At 58.5% G+C, this 16,855-nt stretch carries 29 protein-coding genes and 1 pseudogene; 3 read left to right on the top strand and 27 right to left on the bottom strand.

Annotated features, from left to right (window positions below):
• Position 1: 1 nt before the first annotated feature.
• From MN084_RS03415 to MN084_RS03380, 8 genes are read right to left on the bottom strand one after another with little or no spacing between them, the layout of a single operon-like run.
• The gene (locus tag MN084_RS03415; RefSeq protein WP_241084838.1) at positions 2 to 607 is read right to left on the bottom strand and encodes a YmfQ family protein; all 606 of its coding nucleotides are present in this window, start codon (positions 605 to 607) and stop codon (positions 2 to 4) included.
• Entirely contained in the window at positions 607 to 1,680 is a 1,074-nt protein-coding gene (locus MN084_RS03410) for a baseplate J/gp47 family protein (protein ID WP_330178316.1), read from the bottom strand. The genes MN084_RS03415 and MN084_RS03410 overlap by 1 nt, the downstream gene beginning before the upstream one ends.
• Positions 1,681 to 2,130, bottom strand: a complete 450-nt coding sequence (locus tag MN084_RS03405) for a phage GP46 family protein (RefSeq protein ID WP_241084840.1) — start codon at positions 2,128 to 2,130, stop codon at positions 1,681 to 1,683. It lies immediately after the preceding gene.
• Between the two features lie 13 nt (positions 2,131 to 2,143).
• On the bottom strand, positions 2,144 to 2,386 hold the full coding sequence (locus MN084_RS03400) for a hypothetical protein (RefSeq protein WP_241084841.1): 243 nt from the start codon (positions 2,384 to 2,386) through the stop codon (positions 2,144 to 2,146).
• Positions 2,387 to 2,397: 11 nt separating this feature from the next.
• A complete protein-coding gene (locus MN084_RS03395) occupies positions 2,398 to 2,694 on the bottom strand; it encodes a hypothetical protein (RefSeq protein ID WP_330178315.1) in 297 nt (98 codons plus the stop codon).
• Complete coding sequence (locus MN084_RS03390) at positions 2,651 to 2,815, bottom strand: phage baseplate assembly protein domain-containing protein (protein WP_330178314.1); 165 nt, start codon at positions 2,813 to 2,815, stop codon at positions 2,651 to 2,653. The genes MN084_RS03395 and MN084_RS03390 overlap by 44 nt, the downstream gene beginning before the upstream one ends.
• Positions 2,816 to 2,847: 32 nt before the next feature.
• The gene (locus MN084_RS03385; RefSeq protein ID WP_445083849.1) at positions 2,848 to 3,060 is read right to left on the bottom strand and encodes a phage baseplate assembly protein; all 213 of its coding nucleotides are present in this window, start codon (positions 3,058 to 3,060) and stop codon (positions 2,848 to 2,850) included.
• A complete protein-coding gene (locus MN084_RS03380; RefSeq protein WP_330178313.1) occupies positions 2,996 to 3,391 on the bottom strand; it encodes a hypothetical protein in 396 nt (131 codons plus the stop codon). The genes MN084_RS03385 and MN084_RS03380 overlap by 65 nt, the downstream gene beginning before the upstream one ends.
• 5 nt (positions 3,392 to 3,396) lie before the next feature.
• Between MN084_RS03380 and MN084_RS03375 the strand changes: the two genes are divergently transcribed.
• Positions 3,397 to 3,795, top strand: coding sequence for a hypothetical protein (locus tag MN084_RS03375; RefSeq protein WP_241084846.1), 399 nt, complete (start codon positions 3,397 to 3,399; stop codon positions 3,793 to 3,795).
• Here MN084_RS03375 and MN084_RS03370 read toward each other — a convergent pair.
• On the bottom strand, positions 3,727 to 4,932 hold the full coding sequence (locus tag MN084_RS03370; RefSeq protein WP_241084847.1) for a DNA circularization protein: 1,206 nt from the start codon (positions 4,930 to 4,932) through the stop codon (positions 3,727 to 3,729). The genes MN084_RS03375 and MN084_RS03370 overlap by 69 nt on opposite strands.
• A gap of 41 nt (positions 4,933 to 4,973) precedes the next feature.
• Between MN084_RS03370 and MN084_RS03365 the strand changes: the two genes are divergently transcribed.
• Positions 4,974 to 5,339, top strand: a complete 366-nt coding sequence (locus tag MN084_RS03365; RefSeq protein WP_241084848.1) for a hypothetical protein — start codon at positions 4,974 to 4,976, stop codon at positions 5,337 to 5,339.
• Between the two features lie 2 nt (positions 5,340 to 5,341).
• Here MN084_RS03365 and MN084_RS03360 read toward each other — a convergent pair whose 3' ends face one another.
• The 15 genes from MN084_RS03360 to MN084_RS03290 form a co-directional block, all read right to left on the bottom strand.
• On the bottom strand, positions 5,342 to 5,605 hold the full coding sequence (locus MN084_RS03360) for a hypothetical protein (RefSeq protein ID WP_241084849.1): 264 nt from the start codon (positions 5,603 to 5,605) through the stop codon (positions 5,342 to 5,344).
• Between the two features lie 11 nt (positions 5,606 to 5,616).
• A complete protein-coding gene (locus MN084_RS03355; protein ID WP_241084850.1) occupies positions 5,617 to 6,246 on the bottom strand; it encodes a hypothetical protein in 630 nt (209 codons plus the stop codon).
• A gap of 5 nt (positions 6,247 to 6,251) precedes the next feature.
• Entirely contained in the window at positions 6,252 to 6,377 is a 126-nt protein-coding gene (locus MN084_RS03350; protein ID WP_277400014.1) for a hypothetical protein, read from the bottom strand.
• Positions 6,374 to 7,297, bottom strand: a complete 924-nt coding sequence (locus MN084_RS03345) for a phage tail tape measure protein (protein WP_241084851.1) — start codon at positions 7,295 to 7,297, stop codon at positions 6,374 to 6,376. The genes MN084_RS03350 and MN084_RS03345 overlap by 4 nt, the downstream gene beginning before the upstream one ends.
• Positions 7,298 to 7,416: 119 nt before the next feature.
• Positions 7,417 to 7,632 (bottom strand): hypothetical protein, encoded by a 216-nt coding sequence (locus MN084_RS03340; RefSeq protein ID WP_241084852.1) that lies wholly within the window; start codon positions 7,630 to 7,632, stop codon positions 7,417 to 7,419.
• A gap of 70 nt (positions 7,633 to 7,702) precedes the next feature.
• Positions 7,703 to 8,284 (bottom strand): DUF3164 family protein, encoded by a 582-nt coding sequence (locus MN084_RS03335; protein ID WP_320416320.1) that lies wholly within the window; start codon positions 8,282 to 8,284, stop codon positions 7,703 to 7,705.
• Positions 8,285 to 8,343: 59 nt separating this feature from the next.
• Positions 8,344 to 8,601, bottom strand: a complete 258-nt coding sequence (locus tag MN084_RS03330) for a hypothetical protein (protein WP_241084853.1) — start codon at positions 8,599 to 8,601, stop codon at positions 8,344 to 8,346.
• Positions 8,598 to 8,915 (bottom strand): XRE family transcriptional regulator, encoded by a 318-nt coding sequence (locus tag MN084_RS03325; protein WP_241084854.1) that lies wholly within the window; start codon positions 8,913 to 8,915, stop codon positions 8,598 to 8,600. The genes MN084_RS03330 and MN084_RS03325 overlap by 4 nt, the downstream gene beginning before the upstream one ends.
• On the bottom strand, positions 8,912 to 9,175 hold the full coding sequence (locus MN084_RS03320) for a hypothetical protein (protein WP_330178188.1): 264 nt from the start codon (positions 9,173 to 9,175) through the stop codon (positions 8,912 to 8,914). The genes MN084_RS03325 and MN084_RS03320 overlap by 4 nt, the downstream gene beginning before the upstream one ends.
• Before the next feature lie 74 nt (positions 9,176 to 9,249).
• Positions 9,250 to 10,041, bottom strand: coding sequence for an AAA family ATPase (locus MN084_RS03315; protein ID WP_241084856.1), 792 nt, complete (start codon positions 10,039 to 10,041; stop codon positions 9,250 to 9,252).
• Between the two features lie 118 nt (positions 10,042 to 10,159).
• On the bottom strand, positions 10,160 to 10,642 hold the full coding sequence (locus MN084_RS03310) for a hypothetical protein (protein ID WP_241084857.1): 483 nt from the start codon (positions 10,640 to 10,642) through the stop codon (positions 10,160 to 10,162).
• Positions 10,623 to 12,470 carry a Mu transposase C-terminal domain-containing protein gene (locus MN084_RS03305; RefSeq protein WP_241084858.1) on the bottom strand — a complete coding sequence of 616 codons (1,848 nt, stop codon included), beginning with the start codon at positions 12,468 to 12,470 and terminating at the stop codon, positions 10,623 to 10,625. Before MN084_RS03305 ends, MN084_RS03310 begins: the two co-directional genes overlap by 20 nt.
• Entirely contained in the window at positions 12,467 to 12,646 is a 180-nt protein-coding gene (locus MN084_RS03300; protein WP_241084859.1) for a hypothetical protein, read from the bottom strand. The genes MN084_RS03305 and MN084_RS03300 overlap by 4 nt, the downstream gene beginning before the upstream one ends.
• Complete coding sequence (locus tag MN084_RS03295; RefSeq protein ID WP_241084860.1) at positions 12,643 to 13,083, bottom strand: hypothetical protein; 441 nt, start codon at positions 13,081 to 13,083, stop codon at positions 12,643 to 12,645. Before MN084_RS03295 ends, MN084_RS03300 begins: the two co-directional genes overlap by 4 nt.
• A gap of 58 nt (positions 13,084 to 13,141) precedes the next feature.
• Positions 13,142 to 13,459: a helix-turn-helix domain-containing protein gene (locus tag MN084_RS03290; RefSeq protein ID WP_330178312.1), complete on the bottom strand. Its 318-nt coding sequence runs from the start codon at positions 13,457 to 13,459 to the stop codon at positions 13,142 to 13,144.
• 274 nt (positions 13,460 to 13,733) lie between these two features.
• On the opposite strand from MN084_RS03290, the gene MN084_RS03285 reads away from it, so the two are divergent.
• On the top strand, positions 13,734 to 14,348 hold the full coding sequence (locus tag MN084_RS03285; RefSeq protein WP_241084862.1) for a S24 family peptidase: 615 nt from the start codon (positions 13,734 to 13,736) through the stop codon (positions 14,346 to 14,348).
• A gap of 302 nt (positions 14,349 to 14,650) precedes the next feature.
• Here the strand turns inward: MN084_RS03285 and MN084_RS03280 are convergent.
• The 3 genes and pseudogenes from MN084_RS03280 to MN084_RS03270 all read right to left on the bottom strand — a co-directional run.
• Positions 14,651 to 15,217 (bottom strand): annotated as a pseudogene (locus MN084_RS03280) (IS256 family transposase); the annotation flags it as partial.
• 425 nt (positions 15,218 to 15,642) lie between these two features.
• The gene (gene nadC, locus MN084_RS03275; RefSeq protein ID WP_241086011.1) at positions 15,643 to 16,473 is read right to left on the bottom strand and encodes a carboxylating nicotinate-nucleotide diphosphorylase; all 831 of its coding nucleotides are present in this window, start codon (positions 16,471 to 16,473) and stop codon (positions 15,643 to 15,645) included.
• Positions 16,474 to 16,475: 2 nt separating this feature from the next.
• The gene (locus tag MN084_RS03270) at positions 16,476 to 16,820 is read right to left on the bottom strand and encodes an FKBP-type peptidyl-prolyl cis-trans isomerase (protein ID WP_241084863.1); all 345 of its coding nucleotides are present in this window, start codon (positions 16,818 to 16,820) and stop codon (positions 16,476 to 16,478) included.
• Positions 16,821 to 16,855: the final 35 nt, after the last annotated feature.

Below are 16,855 nucleotides of genomic sequence, written 5' to 3'. Positions count from 1 at the left end.
TTCAGGCTCCTTCGTAGGACATAAACAGGGATGTGTGAGCCGGTTTCACCCGGCGCAGCACGCATTCAAGGTCTTCTGCGCGGTTGATCTTCAAGAGGGGATCTGTTCCCACCTGTGACTCGCCGCAGCGGAAATAGGTAACCCGTGGGTCCGTCAGGCGTACCCGCCAGACAAAACGCATCTTGGGCGGGTTCAGCGCTTGCATACCGCATTGGCTGATGCCGCAGATAAACGGCCTGTACTCGGTGATTTCGACGGTGTAGCCCAGACGTTTGACCACCGACTGGAAATAGGTCACCGACTGCCCACCCGTGGCGGTCAGACGTTGCACCAGCACGGCCCGGCGCTCCTGGAGTGTCAGGGTGCTGCCGGTGCAGGTGTCCGGCAGGTTAGCGAATGCCTCCCACTCGGCCAGCAATTCATAGGTGGCACGCGGATTGGCCTCGTTAAGTAGCGACTCGGCACGGTCATTCACACGGGCGAACTCCTCGGCCAGGGCGGCCAGCAACTGGTCGGCCAAGCTGCCGTCTTCGCGCAGGGCGTCCCACAGGCGGCCCGGTGGGAGCAGTCCCTGCAGCTGAGCTTTATAGTCGGTTGTGGTGGCCATCACAGCGCCTGCCAGATGATGTTGCCGAGGGAGCCGATCTTACCGGCCGAGAACGCGACATCAGCCGCCGGGGTGACCAGGACATGGTCAAACTCGCCATCGGCACGGCTGATGGCCTCGCGGATGTGGGAGATCAGGATGGTGCCAGATCCGGCGCCATCATCCACCGATGCCTCGCGCCGGAACAGATCGGTCAGCTCCGCTTCGATAGCCATTTGAACGGCGGTCGTATTCGGGTTGATCCGGATGGTTATATCCACCGCCGACTCGATCGGGGCGATGACTATCAGGTCCGCCGTCACCGGCCGCCGCGCATCGATGTAATCCTGCACCGTCTGTACCTCCCCTGCGTCGGGAATAAAACCGGCATCATCATCCCGCACGAAAAATACACCCACCGTGCCGATCCCCAGCCACATGGGAAACACCCAGACGCGGGTCACGCCCTCCACCTCCAGCGCCCAAGCTTTATAATCAGCCGAGTTGCCGCCGTGGGGCGGGTTCTGTACCCGTGCGCGCAGGCGATCGCGCAGAGCCGCATCGGTCTCCTCGTCGGCGCCGCCGGTCAGGCCACCGGTGGCTACCGTGGTCGTGCTCTGAACCCCGGCAGCCGGGGATACCAACGATAGCGCCACCCCGCCAACGGCGCTGGTATCCTGCCCGGCACTGGATGCGGTTACCGCCACCGTGGCAGTGCCGCCGGTGATGATGCACTCGGCACTCGTGGTGTACTCAAGAGCGTCAGCACGCTGCAGGGTGGCACCGGCGGGGATGGTACCGCCATCCGTACCGGTGAAGGTGACATTGCCTGTGGCCGCTGCGGCGGGCTTGCGGCTGACACCCCACCAGCTGGCCCAGCGGTCCAGGATCTCCGCCTCGGCGGTGTCCGGGATGATCTGCCGGCTCTGCCAATCCAGATGGCCATGCAGGCCGTGTGCCGCACCGGCTAATGTCCGTCCCAGCACGCCCAGCACCGACCGGCGCAGACGCGGGTCGGTCCCCGCCAGACGGCTCTCGATGTCCGTCTGGATGCGCTGGACAATGGTTTGTAATGTGGGCCTGTTAAATGCCATTTATGCAGCCTGTAATTGATAGTTGAAAACGTCTTTAAATCGGGTTTGATCGGCCAGGGTGATAGCCACCTGCAGCCTCAGCACCCCGGTCCGTATCCACTCCGCACTGACCGCTACTGCCGTGGCCACATGGTCCTCGATCAGCCAGGCCAGCGCCTCCTCGGAATACTCCCGCGCCCGGTGCAGCACGGCGGCGGTCTGTTTCTCTCGGCTCAGCAGCCAGAGGCGTGAGCCGACCAGATCACCCTCCATCTCGGGCCACGCATCCGCCCACCAGCCGCGCAGATCCAGCGCACTCGATGGCAACGGGTCATCGTCGGCAGCCCGCCGATCGGTGAACAGCGATACCAGCACCGCAGAGCGCAGTCCGGACTCGGTGGCCAGATCGACATTCTCCACCGCTGGCGCGAAGGTCAGCTCACGGTCGTTGTAGGTAATTGCCAGATCCATCAGTCGCTCAACCTCACGTAATCGCTGCCGGTGGTGGCGTGACCACAACTGGCCAGGTGCCTTCCCGGCAGACCGGCACCACGTTGATCCGGACGAAGCTGCTACCCTCTGCCATCACCGGACCTGCGTGCCCGCCCTCTCCGTGGCCCTGAACCGGGTCACCCAGCAGCACCACCCGAGCGCCATCGATGGTGACGAAACCCTGCCCGCCGTTGAGCTGGGCACCCCCGGCGCTGTCAACTGATTTGCGTGCCACTCCGTACATGCTCACCCCTTCACAATATCGATGGTCGGCGCAGTGATCGTGATCCCGGCCGGGGTCATCACAATGGATGAAGCCCCCGCCACCAGATGGATCTCCTGGCCGCGCTTGAACCGGATGCGGTGGCCACCGTTCTGGTCTTCGTCGGTGTACAGGGCGACCTCGCCGGGGGCCAGGTTCTGCAAGCGGAACCGGCGATGAAAAGCAGACAGACAGACGGTGTGCCCACGATCACCGCCCAGGCTGGCGCTGATCGCCTCAAACCCGGCGGGCGGGAGTGCCCAGGCCGTAGCCCTCGACATGCTCCACGCCATCCAGCAACTCACCGCGCAGTAGTTCCAGCTGCAGGGTCTGCAGCAGGGTGGAGGGGTCCACCAGACGCCCCACGGCACGGCTCACCAACAGTCTCAGCCGTCGGCGCATGGGGTTGGTCAAACGGCGAATGGCGGACTCGCTCACCAGTCACCCCCATCCTCGGCCGGCAGCGGCACCAGATCGTAAGCCTCGGGCGGCATCACGGTCAGGCGGGTGCGCTGGCCTCGTGCATCGAGCACGAACTCCACGGTGCCGATCATCAGCCACTCATCGTTGAAGCCCATCCACTCATCCAGCACCCGGACCCGGGTGTTGGGTGACCAGAGACCGTCCTTGTGGCGCCAGCCGGTCACCGTGTAGGTGGCCTGCCGGGACCGGCCATAGTGGACGTTGCGCCGCCAGCTCCGGCTTGTCGTCGGGCCAGGTGTTATTACCGGCACGCTGTCCGGTGACGTAGTAATGACTAAACCGGTCGCGGTGACTGAACTCACCCTCCGCCTCCTCGATGTTTTCGCCGAGCACCAGCGCCGTACCTACGCACTCTATGCCGGCACGGGTGATCACCAGGTCCCCGGTAGGATCAGTGACCAGGCGCACACTCTGCTGTCTGGCCAGTGTCTCCAGGTATTCGAATACGGTTTCACCTTCAGCAATCGCGGATACCAAGACCGGGCTTGTTTCCACGGTCGATGAAACTGCGATGCCTAAAAGTTTGGCAAACCGCTTTGCGACCGCCCCGACACCGTCAGGCTGCGGCTTCGCCCATCGTGGCGGGGGCGGATGCGGTCAACGTAGCCGGTGATCAGGGTCTCCCCATCGATGCGCACCTAGCAGGGCGATCCCAGCTTGACGGTGCGCGCCTGGCTTGCCTGATTGTCGGTCAGGGTCAGGTCGAAGGTATTGGCGAAGATATCCAGCGAACGGGTCAGGCTGATCTCCTTCCAGCCGCCGTACAGCTCCCCCTCGATGGTCAGGCATGGGACCCCTCCGGCGAGCATAAAACCATCAGTTTCAGAAAATTAGCCATTCAGCACCTCCAACTCTTCGCCCCCCGCCACAAACCCGGGGTGGCGGATACCGTTACGTGAAATGATCTCCTCGGCCCGCTCGGCATCGCCATACATCTGGTGGGCCACCACCAGCGCCGGCAGGGTCGCTGCCGGGGTATAAGTGGTCAGCTCCGGCAGGCGGGCACCCCGGCCGCGCAGGTCGGTGGTCACCGCCGTGCGCAAGGATAGCAGCGCGTCATACACCGCATCGCCCACCGGCCGCCCGGTCACCGGATCGGTCACCTCCATCTGGTCGTCCAGCGCATCCTGCAGTCTGGCTGCCGTGGCCAGGGCCTCGTCCCGGGTGGCGTAGTCGGCCCGGCTCGATGCGCGAGCCGCCTCGATCACCGCCACCTGCTGCACTAGGCGATGCAGCGCGGCACTGCCGGCCGCCTGCTGGCGGCGGGTGGCCGTGGTGGCGGGTACGCTCGGCGCATCATCACCGGTACCGAACAGGGCGCTGTAGAGCTGCAGGGCGCGTTGCGGTTCAGACACCGTCCCGCCCAGGCGCTGGACACTGCCGATCAGCCGGGTGGCCATCCCGGCCGGGTGGCGGATCTGGTCCGCGATATCGGCAGACACGCCATCCACCTGGTTCTCCAGTCCCGTCAGGGTGGTATAGAGATCCGCCACCACCTCCGCCTCGCTCCACCCCGGCAAACCCGTCACGTCGAACACCTCGCTGAAGTCATCGCCCGCCGTGGCGACGGCTGCATCCGCCTGCCGGTCCACGGCCACCTGAGTGTCCCTGCCAGAAGTCGGAAAGCGCAGCTCACCCGCCTCGATAAAGGTCAGGCGGAAGGTGGCCCGACCGCCCTCGCGGGTGGACTCATGCACGTTGGCCTCGGTCACGCTGACGGTGAGCGTACCGTACCAGGGATGCACCAACGTGCCGGAGCCGGACTCTTCGAGAGCGCTGATCAGCGCATCCCGGGCAGTAAGGTAATCACCGCCGTCGGCCACCCGGCCGTCCACGAATACCTCCACCTGAAACTGCCGCGCCTTGCGGCCGAGGTCTTCCACATAGGGCAGATCGCGCAGGGGGTATTCATGCACCTCGTTGCGTCGTCCGATCGTCGCATCCGAGTTGGGTACCACAAAGCGAGCGGAGCGGAAGCGGCCCATCATGGCCGCGCTACCCTCGCTGCGGGACTTGAGTGTATCCCGCCAGCTCATGCTACACTCCGGCCTGAACAGGAAATAAAGGAGTCTTCAACATGCGTTACATCGGGATTATCGCCGCCCTGCTGCTGAGCGCCGCCGCCCAGGCAGGTGAACCCACCACGCCACGGGGCATTGTGTTTGCCTATGAATGCGATCAGGTCTCCCGGATGGATGTTGGCTTCACCTGCCTGTTTGATGCCGGTCGCCTGACCTTCCGGCTTCACACCAAGAAAGAAACGATGAGCCCGGAGCAGCGAAAGCGCAGAGATTACGAGTTCAACAAGCTGAGCCTGCGTTACATGGAGTTGGATGGCAAGGCGTTTGAGATTGTTGCAGACTTTTGGCATCCAAAGCAGCCGCGTGTTTGCAGTCGCATAAACAGCGCCTCGTTTGGCTGTAGCGGCTTCACCGCTGAATAACATCACCAAGCCCCTCCTACTCTAACACCAGCTTCCGTCTCTACCTCCAGCCTCAGGGTTCCACCCGGGTGCGGGCGATCGGCCCGCGCCTCGGCACCCTTCTCGGGCCGCACATGCACCACCACCTCACCGCGCCCCAGTTCGGCTTGGTTATTTCTGGCAATGGCCTGCCGGGCCTCGTCACTGCCGAAGAACGCCAGCACGTGGGCAATGCCCTCGCCGATGGCGTCCTTGATCTGCAGTCCGGTCTCGGTCTTGTTCAGCAACTGGCGATCGATCAGCGTGCCGATGCCATACCCGGCGGCACCGGCCCCGCCCCGAACATCGACAGCTTTGACAGCGGCGTGGAGGCCAACAGGCCCAGGGTGGTCTTGGCCCGGGAGAAGATCTTCCCCGCCACGCCTCCGGCAGCCATGCCGCCCGCCGCGCCGGCGGCGCCCCCCGGCCAGTTGGTGACGAACACCGGGGCCACGCCGGTGGCGATCCCGGCGGCGGCACCGCCCAAGCCCTTCAGGCCCTTCATCACCCGCAGGCCGGCCAGGCCGCCCTGGAACAGCTTTCCGACCCCGTAAGCGATGGCCCCGCCACCCACGGCCGCCGTACCATAGGTCACCGCCTTGCCGACGTTCTCATTTTCCAGCGCAGCCTTGCCCAGTGCCGCCGTCCATTCGTTGGTCTTTCCAATAACGGCGGTCAGTGGCTCCAGGGCCGGTTGAAACAATATCGCCAGCGTGGATTTGCCGGTGCCGCCCAGGCTGTCGATCTGCCGGTTCAGGCCCTTCATGGATTCATTGAGCTTATCGGACAACGATTGCGCATCGTGCATCGACTGCACAATATCCTCAAAGCTCTTCTCGCCCTTCTGGAGCAGAGCCAACGCCACCGGCAAGCCTTCCTGGCCGAACACCTTGGTCAGAATGCCACTGCGCTGTGCCCCCCCATGCCATCGGTCTTCTTGCGCAGGATCTCGATAATCTCGACCGTGCTCTTGAGTTCACCATTGGCATTCCTGAACATCTGCTGCTCTGCGGCCTTCAAAAAGAAGTTCTTCCGGCCATTAAACCCTTCACGCCCTGCTGGGCCATCAACGCGATCAGGGTCAGCATCTCGCTGGATGAGCGCTGCATCGATGCCAGCGGCCCGGCGGCATACTTGGCCGCTTCGGCGATCTCGGCGGTAGAGGCTGAGGCCGCACGGGAGATCTGATCCGCCAGATCGGCATAGCCGGAGGCGGCGATCTTGAACGGGGTTCCGATGCCGATCAGCGCCTTTCCGGTGAGCACCGGGTCAAGTTTTTCATAGGTGGCCAGGGCGGCCGCCGCCGCTATGCCGGGCCGCATCTTGGCGACGATGTAGCCGCCCACCGCCAGCGACTTGATGCCCCGGTTCACCGAGGTGGCCATTGTGTCGTAGTCCTTGCGGACCCGTCGGGCGGCCCCACCCGCGCCGGTAATACGGTTCTCGAACTTACGCATCACGCCGCTGAACAGGTCGGCGGCGGTAATGGTCAGGGCCAGGTTAAGTGCATCACTCATCGGTCGGTTTCGGCTTACCCAATCGCACGGTGTGTTGCCGGTATCGCTGATCTTGCGCTGGCTGTAGCCATCCCTGGTGATGCGCTCGGAACCGATAGGAACCCACTTGCTGCCGCGTAGACCGGGTTTGAACCTGGTCTCTGCTGATCGCCCGCCAGCCCTATAACTAATACCTTTATTCCACGACTGATGACCGGGCTTGAATCGGGTTTTGCCTCCCTTGTCATTGCTTGGCTGCAGACGCCCGCCCGCAGGGCTGGCCAGATATTCCTCGGATTTTTTCAGCCCCATAGAATTCGCTTCGGAATAGACTTGGCAAACCGTGCGCTGGAATTGCACGGCCAATTCGTGGCTTGGTGTATCGGAATACTGCTGCCGTAGAAGCATCTTTTCTGCCTCGGTCCACTTCTTACCGTTACCCATCACTCTCTACCAGCCCATTCTTTGCGTTGAGCGCAGCATTCACCACGTCCAGCGGCTCAACAAAATATCCAGCAGCCTCTCCAGCTTTGGTGATGGCAATTTCAATGTCATCTGCATTCTCATAGATCCCACCGCTTGTAAAAAAACAGCCGACCTTCTTTCCGGCAGCGTACATCCACACCGTTGTTGCGCAGCTCGTCGATGATGCTGTTGACGGCGCAGACCTGGGCCTCCTGGATGATGGCCATGGTGGAGTGTTCCCGGCCGCCGGATAGCAAGTCATAGACGCGCTTGAGGCGATCACTGGTTTCAAGGTTGGCTGGATGCTGGCTCATCAGTTGATCCCTTTATAGCTCGTCGATCAGTGAAGACTCGGCCACTACACCGCCGCCAGATCGAGCGGGATCACCCGGTACTGGCCGCTGTCGCCGATGGCTCGTACACCCGCACGTGGATAGCGGTCCCCACGGTCTGGATGCTGTCCCGCAGGGCGTCCATCGCGCGCTGCCATTCTGCATCGTCGATCTCCAGCCGCAGCAGCTCCAGCACGGCAGCGCTCTTGATCTGCCCCTGGGTGTCGGTGCGGAACGCCCGATCGATCAGGGCGCGAATGTTGTTGTTGGCGCCCTCGCTCCAGCGGGTGATGCATCCGTTGATCAGCATCTTGGCCGCCTCCAGCTCTTCAGTGAAGGCAATCCGACGCTGTACCTTGTAGCGCCCGTCGTAGCTGGCGAGCTGGACGTTGCCCCTGCGTCCACCTATTCGGGTGTCGTAACGCTCGGCGGCGATCTGGATCAGGTCCTCGATATCATTCAGGGCCTGCTCTTTGAATTTCGCCAGTTCTGCGTTCAGCTCGTGGGCACGGGCGGCCAGACAGAGCACCAGATCATCGCGCAGTTTGTCCTGCTCGCGCACCTGGCCTTCCGGCACCAGGTGGCCGACGGCGTTGCGCATGTAGCCATCGGGGATCTGTTCAGTTGTCTGCATGGGTCTCTCCTCCTGTGTCTGTTGTATCGATGTGATCGTAATGTCATCGCTTCCCGTGCTCATGCCGACACCTCCCACTCAACCTGACAGTGTTCATAGTCGGTGGCATAGGTGATCTTTTCCGGGTTTATCCGCAGCATGCCGCCTTTGAGACCACCTGGCTCAAGGTAAGGCGCATCGATGATGATGCGCGGTCGCGGCAGTGTGCCGAGTTCGACTCTTGCAATCGCCAGTCCTCGCTGTGCCAACTTGGTTATGCACCGTAAAGCATCTTCCATCTGTGCGACCAAGCGGCCATTACAGGTTGGTCTGTTCATCGGTTCCTCCGGTTTTCACAGGTAGGGCAGGTCTTATGCAGCTGCACCCGCAACGGATTTGTGGATGCAAAGTTGTTGCTGCGGCGCTGATGTTCGATGCAGCGATTACGTGGGATGGTTCCAATCGCAGGACATTCAACCGTTGCCCCCATTAAAGCCCCTCTTACCACCTCTTCAACACTGATTAAGTCGCCGTTGTATGTGCCTTTAAACACCTGATTGACTACCGCTGTTGAGTAGCCTATGAGTGCAGCGGCCTTGCTTTGTGATGTGCTTTCACACTCTGTCCGCAGTACGTTAATCCAATTACTCACTGTGTGAGTCCTCCGTCATATACTTTGTGTTCATTGGGATCATAGGTACGGCCATCCGTCTGCAGCCGGGGCGCTTTTGGCCCGGTATTGCGGACTAACCGATAAACCTCATGGCCTCCCTTCCGTCCTTCATCTCTTGCTTTGGCGATGGCGAGATACTTCGAGCATCGCAGACCAGTCACATATTTACGGGCGTTGTATTGTCCGATATCGGCCGTGGCCATCAGGTCAGGCAGCGTAAAACGGACAAGAATCCGCATGCTCTGCCAGGCCCTGTCTCGGGCGCAGGGTTGTCGGTTCGACACGCGTGACCTGGACCCGCGAAGTCTGGCCATCAAACGCTCCGGATACTGGCCACTTTGCCGGCAGGCACCGGCCTGGCCGCCTGACCCTTGAAGAAGTCATCTCCCCGCGTCCACTGGGCTTCGCTGATGGTGTCCAATCCACGGGATCGGGCGAACTGCTCAATCTGCTCCAGCCCAACCAACACGCGACGAATCTCCGCACTGCCAAGGACTTCATTCTGTTTGTTCTTTGGGCTGGCTATACGATGCAGATGTTCGAGCAGGTCCTCCGCCACCTTCACCTCACACAGTCCATCCGCCAGCAGCTGCGTATCTTCCATGTCTGCCCCGCTGAACTCCACCCACTGTGCAATACGCCCGGTGAATTGCTCCATGCCCCTGCGATTGAGCTTCTTGCAGATACCCTGCATACTGATCAGAATGACCGGCACACTGGAAAGGTCGTGAATATCGCGCAGGGTATCGACCAGACGCTGGCTATCAATCACGTAGTCCGCCTCATCGATAAATAGTGGGCGACCCGTTTCTGCCAGCCCCTGGATAATGGCCTCGACCCTTTGCCCGTTGTTCATGCCTTTTCCATACAAATCCAGTTCCCGCATCATGGCGTCCAGCATGGAGCGAGGAGACCAGAGCCGTATAGCTCGAATATACACACCGTGGCACTGGTTAATGAACCAGGTGGCCGCAGTGGTTTTGCCGTATCCGGTAGGCCCCCAAATCAAACCCATACCGGGCATTCCCATGCTGCGACTGATCAAGGCATCACCAGCGTCCTTGATTCGGGAAATGTTTTTGACGGGTAGAATGCGATAACGCATAATATTTACTCCAATGTCGATGTCGTTTTGACGTTGCTCTCACGCCCCGTTGCACCCGGGCGTCTCTTTTGTCCACGGATGGACTTATGTCGCATGAGCCATGGATGGCGGTAGCGGCTCAAACAAAATCATCGGCGGTCAGACCAAAGGCGTCGAATAGCTCTTGCCGTGAGCGGTACTGTCCGCTCTGTCGATAGATTTCCAGACCGCGACGAAGCTCCAGGCTGACAGGCTCGTGAGACTCGATGTCGGCTTCCACGCGCAACCAATGCGCGTGAATGCGGCGACCATCCTCTTCGGCCAATACCTGCTTGTTGTTCTTCTCAAAATCTGTGCGGAAGGCGTCGTAGTCCACCACCTCTGCCGTGGTGGGTTGCGCGATGATCTCGCCGGTGGCCGTATCGGCCAGACTGCCTTCGTCAAGCCGGGTGCGCGCCGCCTCACCCGTCGCCTCCAGGGCCGGGGTGCTGTACTCTTCGGTGCGCTTCGGCAGGTCCACCACGTTTTCTGATTGCGACTTGCGGTAGTCCACAATGGCTTGGGCCGGGTTCTTTTTGACCTCTTTGGTGTACTGCTTGAGTTCAGCAGCCTGTTCGCCCATGAACTTCTTTCTGGCTGTGCTTGATCGCCTTGGCGCACTCACGCCGACTAATTCCGGTGGTGTCCGGGTCTTCGACCCAGCAGAGAAAGGCCCCGTCCAGGTAGACCGCCAGGTGGCCCATGTCCTGTTCGTCCAGCCGCAGCATCACCTGGCGCCCGACGTGGTGGAATATCAAACCATCCTGATCGAAAAAATGCCGGTTGTCGTAGCGGATGCCCTTCTTGCCGATGACGCGGATGCCGCCGATCTCTGTCATCAGCTCATCCAGCGCGTGTTCGTCTGTGATCTTGCGCAATGGCTTGTTCCAGGCGCGCCACACGTCCCATGGGCTCTGGTTGCTCAGCCCGCCATGTGGGCTCTGCTCATAGTAATGCTCGACCCACTCATCGAGTTTCTGCTGCAGTTCAGAGGACGACATCTGCACCTCGACCACGGCAGCCTTTTTCATGATGCGCTCAGCGAAACTTTTGCGGGACTCGATCTCTTTACGCTCGGCCACGTTGTGTCCGATGAATCCTTCCAGCAGATTGAGCACACCGTGGCTCATGGTGCGGAAAAAGCGCTCGATGGTGCCCTTATCCTCCGATGCGAAGGGGATGCATATCTCGAGATCACACAGCAGGCTATCAACTTCATCGGAAACGTAATCCTTGCCGTTGTCGGTGCGAACCGCCTCCGGAACACCCCAGTCCAACATGCTGCGCCTTAGTACCTGCTTCACAGCGGCCGCCGTGCTGCTCTTGCTCACGAACAACTTCACCCGGCGGGTGTGCATATCGATACAACCCACCACCGAGTGACGGCCATCGGTCAGCAGCCAGTCATCGGGCGTGGAATCCAGCTCCCACAGCTGGTTAGGCCGGGCGATCTGCTCGAACACTGAGCCGACGCCCGCCATGTAGATGTTTTTCCACTTGTCCGGGTGGCTGATATAGGTCCAGATCTGTGAATTTTCATCCTTCCAGTGCTTGAAAAATCGCTCAATGGCCTTCTGTGAGCAGATATTCAGCTCCGGGTGCTCGGCCGTCAGGAACTCTTTAACCGTACGGGGAGTGATCTGTGGATATTTGATCAGTGCGCCAAGCACCAGGCGAAACAGGCCGGAGTTGTTGTTGATCCTGGAGTTGCCGAGGCTCTTGCCCCAGCCTGGGGTCAGCCCCCAGATGCCATCTTCTTTATAGGTGTAGACCCATCTGCGCAGGGTCGGCTCTACCAGGTGGCGCTGGTTTTCTCGCTTCGGCATATGCGGCTCAACCCACTCCGGCAACACGATCTCACCGCTGGCTATCTTGGCACAGTATTCGATACGGGCCTGTTTGCCGCCCAGCCTGTGAGTGCGGCGATATTCGCCTACCGAGTGCAGCACCCACTCCAGGGCCTTGGCGCGCTTGCGCTTGGGATCATCCTTTGGCAGTTGGCCGAATTTCCTGCGGCCTTCCTCTATACGTCTTATCCGTTTGGCACGCTTCGCATCTGCCTTCTCCTGTTCCATCTCTCCCAGGCTCTTGCCTGCCTCGGCCATCTCACGGGCATAACGGGCATCTTCCTCACGGGCCATTTCGTTGACACGGGCAACGGCGGCGACGGCACGTCTGGCTTCCTCCCGGGCGTCTATGGCCTTCTGAATGTCGGTTGGGAGATTGTCGTAACGATGGAATATTGCCCAGCCACCCTGTACTTTCTCTCGCTTAGCGATGGGCCAAGAGGCTTCGGGCTGGCGCTTTTTGTTACCCTTCATGCCGTTTGATGCGCGGTATTGAATCGCCTGCCTAGTTTTGCCCATCGCCTCGGCGATCTGCTGATGGCTATAGAGGCGTTCCTCGCTCATACCGGCGCTCCATCGGTAACCCGGTAGATGAATACCTCAGATGCCAGTGCCTCAAGCTCATCCTTATGATCCAGCGCGATTATCGTTTCTAAGTTATCCAGGAAAGTCTCTATCTCATCAGTGCAAAAGTTGAACTTGAGGCTTGTGCCTTCTTGCCACTGCTTCTCCGCTTTCATTTACGTGCCTCTAAATAGCGTTTTAAGGCCGCTTTTTGATGCTTTAATTCAGCTTCCATCTGCTCCACCCGGCCCAGCTCCGCCAGCAGCGCGTCGTCCCCCACCAGGACTTCGCAGCCCCGTGCCTTCGCAAGCAGATTCGTCAGGCAGAAAGAGCCGGTAACAGACTCGAATGCGCTGGCGTAACGGAAGGGAAAATTGTGATCAGAGCGACTATCGGCAGTGTAGGCGTCGAGCATATACTTGCTGATATCGTGACCAGTGAGCCGACTCATATCAGCAGCCACCCGGTAGCGGTCCTGCTCGCAGTGTTTCAGTGCCTCGGAAAGGGCACACCTTAGCGCTATATCAAGGTCCAGATTGCCGGGGGTTGGTGCCTGTGCTCGGGGGATATTGAACAGGTCCATGGTCAAGGGGTCACGGATACGCCTGGGCATCGTCTATTACTCTCCCTTCAGGTTTACATTGCCGGAATCAGCAGAGGTGCTAGACTTCTTACTGGAAGGTCCGCTCCGGCTTCGCCCAATTTGCGGGTCGACGGACAGGAAAGGTGCCCCGTTTCCGGATGTGGCAGTGATTCTCGTCATAGCGGCTGGGCCAGATTTTCCAGGGGTCCATGCCGATGGCGTCAGCGATCAATCGCTCACCGTTTGGATATGGTTTCACTAGGGCATGGATCGCCATGCTAGGGGGATAACCATGGTGAATGGCAAGCCGACGTAACGACCAGCCGGCCTTCTCCAGGGCAGCCTTGATATCGGCACGATGCCAGTCTTTATGTCTGGCTTTTTTTGACTGTATGTGATTGCTCATACTTCATGCACTAAACACGTTAGAGTCTGCTGTCAACTACGATCGAGTGTATTCCGCAGTCGATTATGTTTCTTTGATTAGATTGACTTGTAAATAACTTATAAAACAATGAGATAATACTTCGGATCTTCAGATAATGTTCCGTATTGAAAACTTAATATGACTACGGAACCTGAAAATACCATAGGGAAAGAACTCGAACGTGTCCGTAAGAAGCGATCGAGGCCAGATTTTTCAGCCATTATCGGCGTTCATCCGAACACGCTTGCATTATATGAGCGAGGAGAACGCCTGCCCGAAATTGATTTTCTTGCTGTCTTCGCTGATCGTACTGGCGCGGACTTCAATAAGTTGCTGCGCCTGCGCTTGGCGTCTAGCAAAACCGAGGAGGCCCGCGCGCGCGAAGACCCTGGTTCCAGTCGAGCCAAACCTGGCTTTCCAGGAAAGGGCGTGTGAAATCCGGGAGCCAGACACGGAGTACGCCCTGATCCCGCTCTACGATGTGCGAGCGGCGGCGGGCCACGGTGCGGTGGTGGAAGAGGAACGGATCATTGATTTACTGGCCTTCAAGCGCCGGTGGGTGCGGCAAGAGCTAAATGCCAACCCGGACGATTTCTATCTGATCTATGTGGATGGTGAATCGATGGAGCCCACCCTCTGCTCTAAGGACGTGATCCTGGTGGACCGCCGCAACGCCCAGGAGGTGCCTCGGGATGGGATCTACGTACTGCGGATCGATGGCAGCCTCTTGGTCAAGCGCCTCCCCGGTCGTCAGGTGAAGGTCACTAGCGACAACCGGGCCTACGAGCCGTTTAACATCTCCCTGGAAACACCAGGTGAAGACCTGGCGATCATCGGCCGCGTCGTCTGGACCGGCCGCCGGATGTAAAGCGTGTAACCTCGCTAAAACAGCTTGGTGAACGCCGTTTAAAGTCGCTTTACAGCGTCATTATGTCGGTGCCGCACTAATCGCATTTCATCTGTCGTTGACAATTTTTCGGCGACTTTCGTGTGTCGTGCCGATTTTCGCTTGAATCTGTGAAATCGTCGCCATAACTTCTCCAAGCCATTGATTCCCTGCTCACTATTGCTCACTATTGCTCACTATTGCTCGGTATTGCTCGGTATTGCTCGGTATTGCTCGGTATTGCCCACCACCCTATGTTTCGCTAATTAAATGTCTCTTCACATGACGCTCAGAGCGAGATAAATCGCTTTATTGATCACTTTCTTGTCTTGCCGGATTTTAACGACAATGCAGTCCAGATAAACAATGGGATAAATCGCATCCAGGGGGCGAGATTGCCATTCGTCAACCTGCTCGATAACCGCATCAGTAACTTTGGATATGAGTGTGGCGGAGACATCGGCTCCGTACATTTCCTTGAATGTCGTGACGATTTCGCGGGTCGTCATACCCTGAGCATACAAGAAGAGGATCTTGTCATCCATTGAGGTAAATCGACGCTGGTGCTTTTTAACCAGTCGGGGTTTAAAGCTGCCCGCTCTTTCTCGTGGAGTATCCAGTTCAAACTGGCCATCTTCCGTTTGCAAGGTCTTTCTGGTCGTGCCGTTGCGGCTATTACTCGCTTCGGGTTGTTCATGTTTGGCAAAGCCAGGATGATCTGCCGGTTCAACGTTGAGTGCTGCATCGACCGTGATTTTTAGCAGCATTTGCCGAAACTCGTTGAGATCTTCTTCAGTTTTGATGTGATTAGCGGCCGCCTGGGCTATCGCCTGGAGCTCTTTCTTGTCGATCGTCTGCCTATCCTCACCCTTGTTTGGGTTTAATGACAGGCAGTTACACAGAATTCAGGTCTGTCTCCAGAGCCGAGTTTGTATTGATCCGGCACATGATCCCGGATCGCTTCAATGATTTTTTACTCCTGAGCTTCAATCAGGCAACGGTGTGCATTTTTTGATCCTCGCTTCGCGATGGCCAGAGCTTCTTTACCACCAACACGGTTAGTACTTATACCGCTGTCCAGCCGTATTTGGATAAACATTCGATAAGCCGCCTATTTACTTAAAGCTCTTTCCTTGCAGGCGGAGCTGAACAGCTTGTTGTCTCAGGAGTTCTTGTTGCTCGATTCTGAGCTTGCGTGCATCTATTTTCATATAAGCATTATATCAATATGTAAATGTCCGCCGGGTTAATATAAAGGCCTGGGTTTTAGAAACAGTTAGTCAATAAACAACATTGAAAAATCAATGGCAGTAACATCCTTGGTCAATGCACCCACTGAAATATCATCCACTCCGGTCTCAGCTATCGCTCTTATGGTATCCATATTCACCCCGCCGGACGCTTCCAGCCTAGCTTTTCCACCGGCGAACACAGCGGCTTCACGCAGCTGTTCCAGACTAAAGTTATCCAACAAAATACGCCGTGCACCGGCATTGATCGCCTCGGATAACTGAGCCAGGCTTTCGACCTCCACTTTAACTTCAATATCCGAGGCGGATGCCAGCGCGGCCCGAACAGCAATCGAAACTGAGCCGGCAGCACGAATATGATTCTCTTTGAGTAAAATGGCATCATAAAGGCCTATGCGGTGATTATCGCAGCCACCGCAAAGAACCGCATACTTTTGTTGAACCCTCAATCCTGGCAGCGTCTTTCGGGTGTCCAGAATACGCACTCCGGTACCGGCGACAATATCGGCATAACAGTGTGCCAGAGTGGCAGTCCCGGAGAGTGTTTGCAGATAGTTGAGGGATGTCCGCTCTCCGCTCAACAGTGCCCTAGTGTCACCATGAAGCTCACAGACGGCTCTACCTGTATCCACCCAATCTCCATCAGCAGCCAACCAGAGAATATCGACGCCGGGTGCCAACTGCCGGAAAACCTCATCAAACCACACCGTACCACACAGCAGCGCCCGCTCACGACAAACCACCTCAACCCGGGAGAGCGCCCCTTCAGAGATCAGATCTGCTGTGCGGTCGCCGGATCCTATATCCTCATCCAGCGCTAGGCGCACCTGTGCCTTGATGAGGTCTGCGGATGGCAGCTTCAAAGAATTTCCAGCAATTCAACATCGAACACCAACGTGGCATTGGACGGAATAGCACCACCCGCTCCAGCGGCACCGTAGCCAAGCTGAGGAGGTATGGTGAGCTTGCGCTTGCCCCCGATCTTCATGCCCTGTACACCCTCATCCCAACCTCGAATCACACGGTTGACACCCAGAGGAAAAGAGAATGGATCATTACGGTCTACGCTGGAATCGAATTTTGTACCATCGGTCAACCAGCCCGTGTAATGCACAACCACCGTCTGTCCGGATGCAGCGGTCTCGCCTTCACCTTCAGCTAGGTCTTCGTACTTCAAACCGGAATCCGTCATTTTCTCACTCATTTGATCTCCAAAATATTCAGTCCACATGAATCACC

This window comes from Candidatus Vondammii sp. HM_W22, from assembly GCF_022530855.2.
Classification (GTDB): Bacteria; Pseudomonadota; Gammaproteobacteria; order Chromatiales; family Chromatiaceae; genus Vondammii.
This window is presented reverse-complemented; position numbering and strand designations above follow the sequence as displayed.